This window comes from Snodgrassella sp. B3837 (assembly GCF_026535955.1).
GTDB lineage: Bacteria > Pseudomonadota > Gammaproteobacteria > Burkholderiales > Neisseriaceae > Snodgrassella > Snodgrassella alvi_E.
This window is the reverse complement of record NZ_JAFNPI010000019.1, coordinates 1-6,678: the sequence shown is the minus strand read 5'-3', so window position 1 is coordinate 6,678 and position 6,678 is coordinate 1. Positions and strand designations below refer to the sequence as shown.

Below are 6,678 nucleotides of genomic sequence, written 5' to 3'. Positions count from 1 at the left end.
CACTGGCCGGCAAAGAAAAATGCCGGCCAGTGCTTTTATTGGTAGGTTTTATAACTATTTGATTTTTATTAAAATAAATAAAATATTTATATTCTATCTAAATATAGTTCAATCTTAAAATAGCCTTTAAAAAAACTTCCGAATCTTTCTTTTGTATAGTGAATTAGTACTGTAAAAGTCATGCTGCTCGTTTTTAAATGATCTATTTTTCTACCATTTAATACCATGGATTCTTTTTCCATCTGGTTTAAGCAGCAAAATGAAGAAAATGTGATATCGTTTTATGCTTTAGTAATGAAAACCTATCATGCAGAAATTAATATTCTCTAGCTGAGTTGATAATACTTATACTTTCCATCTCTGTGCCGATATTTTGAACTGGATGCAATTAAATTATTAGCATCTGATGATAAAAAAACAAAATTTTGGATGATAAATATTTGAGTTTTTGCAGTTTCATAAAGGCGCTGCTGATATGTCGAATACCGGACTCTTTAAGAGTAAGCGGATAAATCATTTTTGTGGCAATAGCTCGCTACAGCACACTGGCTAATCATTTTTCAAGCCCGAATAAAATCAATTTTCTGGTTCTGCCTCACGTCCAGAACCATGTTCAGCAATTAGCTATATACGCATTAGCAAATAAAATAGCTAGTATCAGCTCCTTCACATCGTTACGCCTGCCTTGCGCGCAATTGCCAAGCCTTCTTCCACACTCATATATTGCGGTGGCTGAACACAATCTCGCAATACAATCGCACCCTGACTAAACATAACTAATTCATTCACAGCCAGTTGTTGCCATTGTTCGTTACAGGTAAGGGGTAGGGTGGCGATTACAGCTACTCGGTCGTGTGGTGTAGTCACCGCAGAAAAATCAATCGCCACATCTTCATCTGATAGCACGGCCTTACCAAACGGCGCCTGTCGAATAATATAAAAGAGCAGGGTACTGGCATGGGCGATTAACCAGTCGCCATTGGAAAGCATATAATTAAATAGCCCATACTGGCGCAGCTCAGCTGTGATTTCAGCTATTGTTTTGAATAATACTTCACGCTCAGGTTTATGGCGAAATCGCTGGCGAAGCTGTTCCAGTAGATAGCAAAATGCCTCTTCCGAATCAGTGGTGCCAACCGGAGTAAAATATTCTCCTTCGGCTGGTTTGAAACCGCGTAGATTACCATTATGTGCAAACACCCAGTATTCTCCCCATAGTTCGCGTACAAAAGGATGAGTATTTACCAAATGCACTTGTCCCTGAGTGGCTTTGCGGATATGTGCGATCACATTTTCGGATTTGATTTTATATTGCTGCACTAAATCGGCTACAGGTGAGCTGGCACAAGGTTTATCATCTTGCAGGAGGCGTACCCCATGGCCTTCGAAAAAAGCAATTCCGAAACCATCCGCATGATTATCAGTTAACCCACCGCGCAAACGAAATCCTTCAAAAGAAAACACGATATCCGTAGGGGTGTTGCAATCCATGCCTAACAACTGGCACATACTAATATTTCTCCTTCAATCATTAAATACTGTAATAATAATGTTGCACTATTTTAAGATTATACAACCTGATTAAAGTAATCCATAATTCAAGCGCATAAAATATGATAAAAAGCCCGTAAATGTGGTTACAGGCTTACTTGTAGACTTACAAGACTAGACACTGACTTTTATAGTACTGATGAGGCAGATAAAATCTCAGCAGAAGAAGTAAAAGCTTTATATTCAGCTGAAGAACACGCCACACCAGCAACAGCAAATCCTTTATCCATGCTGGCAATGGCCTGATTAAGTAAAGCCGCCGTCGCATGATTAAAAACCTCATAGTCAGCGCTTGCAGTTACTGCAACATCCTTTACTGGTTTGCTGATCGCTGCTGCAAATGTATTTTCTGCTACCATATCCTGTGCATCATTGTCTCTTAAGATACCAGCATCTGGAAGCATAGTGTTTATATCCGGCCAGTTGAAATATTGTTGTTCCAACCCTGAAGTATTACTGTAAGAATCATCTGAATCTCGCAGCAAACTATCGTCTATAGCATTTATCTGGCGGCTCTGAATAGCACTACTGATTGCTTCATTCTGTGGGACAGGGCTAAGTGTTTTTTTCTTAGTAATCAGATTTAATAAGGTCTTACCTTGCTTACCATCCTCTGTAAAAATGATATTCGCTAAATCTGAATCTTTTTTCTTGTTCTTAATATCATAGCCAACAAGATAAATTGCATCGCCATTCACCTTGTTTTTAACCATTATCCCATCTTTATAAGCGGTAAAAGAAAGCGATTTTAAGTTGTCCACTTTAATATAAGACAAGCCGTTATGATCATCAATGGTTGTGATTCCGTCTCCATTTTCCACAATGTAATAATCATCTCCTAAACCGCCATTCAGATAATCATTACCTTTGCCACCTTTCAGTATATCGTTACCGGCGCCGCCATATAAGTTATCGTTGCCTTCACCGCCGTATAACTGATCATCTCCATCATCACCCTGGAGGTTATCATCACCTTTACCACCACTGATGAAATCATTACCATTCCCGCCATAAAGCATATCATTACCGGTGGTACGGCTTGTATTATCATCTACAGGTTTTTCACTGTCGCCATAAATAATATCATTTCCATCACCACCATAAATCACATCGTTACCATCACTGCCTATTAGTTTGTCATCACCAGTGCCGCCGTCCAGATAGTCATTCCCGTATCCACCATTGATATAATCATTTCCACCTTCGCCATATAAAATATCATTTCCTACCGAAAGCTCTGATTCAGTGTGAAGGTCGCCATATATTTTGTCATCACCATCGCCACCGTAAATGACATCATCGCCTGTATATTTCATATTCTTGGTCATTAAATAAAGCGGTTCTAATTTATTATTAGATATTATCCAGCCAGTAATATTTAGGAAATCTCCGACTATCACATCGTTACCATTACCACCATAAATATAATCATTTCCACCTCCACCGTAGAGCCTGTCATTTCCCTCTCCGCCATCAACTACATCATCACCATATCCACCATCAATTAAATCATCACCATCTTCACCGTAGAGATGATCGGAGCCATTTATAGAGCTGTCTTCATTTGCAAAGGGTACATGTTCATCACCATATATTTCGTCATCACCTTTACCACCATAAATCCAGTCATCTCCGCCGCCACCCACCAAAGTGTCTGAGCCAGCGCCGCCATCAATATAGTCGTTACCTTTTATTTCGTTGTTTTGATCATCATCTCCATAAATAAGATCATGACCATCGTCCCCATAAAGCGTATCATTTCCCTGGCCGCCATAAATGAAATCATTATCATCGCCACCATAAATCACATCTTCACCATAGCCACCATAGAGCCTATCCATACCAGCATCTCCCCAGATATGATCATTACCTTGAAAATACACATCTAAATTAGTGCCAGAATAATAATCGCCGTAGATAGTGTCGTCATCATCGCCGCCAAAAAGAAAATCGTCTCCACCCCCACCCAAAATATAGTCATTGCCGCTACCACCGTAAATAGTATCGTTGCCATGATATCTAGCAGGTGCCATTTGATATATTGATTCTGGAATGAAATCGCCATACAGTTTGTCGTTGCCATCGCCACCAATAATCACGTCATTTCCACCACAGCCAATAATCTCATCAGCGCCTTCGCCGCCATCGATACGGTCATCTCCATGCTCATAAAGGGAAACATAATTCAGATAGCCAGGTAAGATAATACCATCGCCATATAAAATATCATTTCCTTTACCGCCGATAATATAATCATTACCTGCCATTCCATATACCGTATCATTACCGCACTCAGTACTGTCCGGCGCTGCGGAATCACCCTCAATATAATCATTCAGATTACCGCCAAGAATATAATCATTGCCATCACCGCCATATAAAAAATCACCATTGTAGCTAGCATCGGCTGAGATTGATGAAGTTTCATTTATACTTGAAGTGACACCACTCAGAATCTGAGTATCATTTTTATCAAGATAAACACCCCAGTTGGGGCCAGCATAAATAAGTTTCTTACCCGAAGCCGGCATTTTCCAACGCTCTTTCGGTGAGTGCCGTGCAGATATAGATAAATGATTGTTGGCTAAAATAAAATCATCTCCAGCTCCACCTTTTATCGTGTCCGAGCCACCACCGCCAGTGAGCAAATCCGTACCATCGCCACCATAAATCACATCGTCACCGGCATTGCCGTCTATGGCATCGCCTCCAGCCATGCCCCAGATTTCATCATTCTTGGCGCTACCGAAAATCACATCTTCAAATCCTTTTTCATCTAGGCCATTGATAATACGGCCATCTGAGGCGCGATTATCCCAATCCTTATGATAAGTCCCTTTGTAAGGTAGCAAATCTTCATCAAAGTAGCCTTCTACATGAATTATTTTCGGCCGAGAATCACCCATAAATTTTTTTCTGTCTTTATCTGGTGGTGTGGCCATGGCAGGTAAATGAATGCCAAGCTGGTTTCCACTTTGCTTGCTCCATCCGCTGATGGTAAGTATATCTTTATCATTAATTAGCGATTGAATACATAAATCGCCTTCTTCATTCAGCCATACCTGCCATTTATTATCTTTAGTCTGCCACAGATTCAGCTCTTTTTTTATCCACTGATAGGAAGAAAAATGCTTATTATTCAAATAAACATCACCATTTCCGTCACTATCAATAATACGATCCTGCCCGTCACCACTATTGAAGTAATAAGCATCAGACCCAGCACCACCAATCAAGATATCATTACCGCCGCCACCTATCATTTGGTCATTACCATTACCCCCAACCAACACATCTGAAGCTGCTCCGCCTTGGGCAACGCCATTTTCATTGTCTGCCAGCATCACCACCTGATGCACAGAAGTATTGGCTTGAGGATTTGTGCTCCAGCTCTGGCCGGATACCCCATCTTTAAACATAATGGCATCATTATCAGAAAATCCGTAACTCTTGCGTATAGATTGCACAAAGGTTTTTAGCTGTTGATAGCGCGGCCGCTCCGAGAAGAAATCGTGAAATCCATCATAATCAAATTGCTTATCCACATACTGATTGAATTCAGAAGCCTGAGCATAGCGAAATTCCTGCAGCAGCCAGCAGCGTATTTTTACCCAATCTTCACCCATTTGTGCCAGCGTACGTTGCTCAGGTACAAAGTCAGGATTCAGTACTACCACCGGATTCAGCTTTTCCAACGCATTCAGATAGAGAGACACTTTTTCTGTCTCACCCTGTTTGGTCAACCTTTGCAGTAAATCAAGTACTGATTCAGGTGCACCTTCTATCCAGTCCAGCTGATATTTGAATTCATATTCATCTTTAATGCCGTTTACCGGCTGCCGGTGCCCTGATTGAGAATCAAATACAAACTCCAGCCCTTTTTCCAGAAAATTCTGGTCATTAATCGAAGATATCAGTGCATCATGGCTATTGAGGATACTTTTATTCAGTACGGCGGCCATAATCCATTTGGTTACAGCTGTACCGCCAGCCAGTAGCCAGTTATTTTTTAATTGTTGTTTGGTCGTTGTAGAAGTGTGGCTATTGCTGAAAAATTCGCCAGTAAGCTTATTTTACGGCGAGGTATATTTATCATACCAGCTATGGCTGGATAAATTGAACACATTATGTTCCAGTACTTCTGCAGTTATTCCCATTCCTGCGGCCACGACATCCGTATCACGACACCATTGCTGTGCCTGCTTTTGTTCCTCACCAGAAATGGCAATCTTTTTAAAGCCCAGCTTATCTGCCAGCAGGTCTGGTAGCTCGGGTTTATTTAGTATCTCGCCCAGTACACCTGCAGAAAGGCTGAGTGAAAAAGTAAATGAACGAATGATTGATTTTCTGGAAACCACATTCCCTGTGGATTTATCAACATAAATATAGCCATTCTTAGCATCCTGCATAATATTGTACAGCTCTAAACTTACAATCGGCCCGCCACTGACCACTTCGCCTTTGGTCTTGCGGATACTTTCCCACATATTTTCAGCAACCTGAGCACCTTTAATAATGCTGCCATCAGTTCGGGTAATGGAAGCATTATTCTGGATAATCGACATTGGAGTATATAATGTCCAATAATTGATATCTAAATTATTTTTATTAAATGTTTCTACATGAAAATCTAACATTTCATAATATTTTATATCTTGACCTCCTTTGCCTTGATTCAGCTTTTTTTGCAAAATGTCCAAATATCCTAAAACCATATCTCTGCGCACACTATCTACTCTTGCTTGCGTAAGCACCTGTTTATTATCTTTGGCTACAGCTTGCATAAATGCCAGCGCCCCATTGCCGGTGATGCTGTCGCCGGTGGCTACGCCAATTGCCCAGCCGGCATAATCATAGCCCTTATCCCGCAGTGCCTGATACACTTCGCCGATAGCAGCTAAATTACCTGTTTTGATTTTTTTATTCCATGCATCAAGTTCTTGTTTGGTTAATAGCGCTGGCTGAGACATATTTCATCCCCTTTTATCAATAGTTAATAATACATATCATCCCGTAGTCGGGAAATTTTACTTACCTGCCTGTTTCTTAATTAATTTGCCATCATTAGTCACCACCCAGCTATCCAGTATGGCAGTGATATTTTTTTCGGTTTGTTGCCATAGTTTT

3 protein-coding genes are annotated in these 6,678 nt (G+C 40.7%); all 3 read right to left on the bottom strand.

The features are described 5' to 3' along the window. Window positions 1–666: 666 nt before the first annotated feature. The 3 genes from J3U67_RS06940 to J3U67_RS06930 all read right to left on the bottom strand — a co-directional run bounded on the left by J3U67_RS06940 (window position 667) and on the right by J3U67_RS06930 (window position 6,521). Window positions 667–1,509, bottom strand: a complete 843-nt coding sequence (locus J3U67_RS06940; protein ID WP_100152327.1) for a class II glutamine amidotransferase — start codon at window positions 1,507–1,509, stop codon at window positions 667–669. Window positions 1,510–1,679: 170 nt separating this feature from the next. Then, window positions 1,680–5,513 carry a calcium-binding protein gene (locus tag J3U67_RS06935; protein WP_267404489.1) on the bottom strand — a complete coding sequence of 1,278 codons (3,834 nt, stop codon included), beginning with the start codon at window positions 5,511–5,513 and terminating at the stop codon, window positions 1,680–1,682. A gap of 111 nt (window positions 5,514–5,624) precedes the next feature. Next, the gene (locus tag J3U67_RS06930; RefSeq protein ID WP_267404487.1) at window positions 5,625–6,521 is read right to left on the bottom strand and encodes a hypothetical protein; all 897 of its coding nucleotides are present in this window, start codon (window positions 6,519–6,521) and stop codon (window positions 5,625–5,627) included. Window positions 6,522–6,678: the final 157 nt, after the last annotated feature.